This window comes from Undibacterium hunanense (genome assembly GCF_014284335.1).
In the GTDB taxonomy this organism is placed as follows: Bacteria; Pseudomonadota; Gammaproteobacteria; order Burkholderiales; family Burkholderiaceae_D; genus Undibacterium; species Undibacterium hunanense.
On sequence record NZ_JACOGF010000102.1, the window covers coordinates 1 to 237 of the forward strand.

The window sequence follows — 237 nt, forward strand, 5'->3', positions numbered from 1 at the left end:
CTTGCTGATTCTGTCTTCTAACTCACTGAGATACTGCAGTAACTCATCGACCAGGCCGTTGAGTATGCCGAGCGTGCCGCGGCTTTGTTCTTGCCAGAGGGCGACTTCGCGGCGCAGGTGGCGCAGGCCGGGACTGAGTATCCGGCCAAACTCAGCGAGCAGGCCTCGTATCTGGTTGGCGGTCGCAGTACGGTGTTTGACCCAGGCTTCTCTTACTCTGTGCAGGGCTTGTATCTG

General features: G+C 58.2%; 1 pseudogene. It reads right to left on the reverse strand.

What is annotated here, in order from left to right:
* Window positions 1–237 (reverse strand): annotated as a pseudogene (locus tag H8L32_RS27500) (IS110 family transposase); the annotation flags it as partial.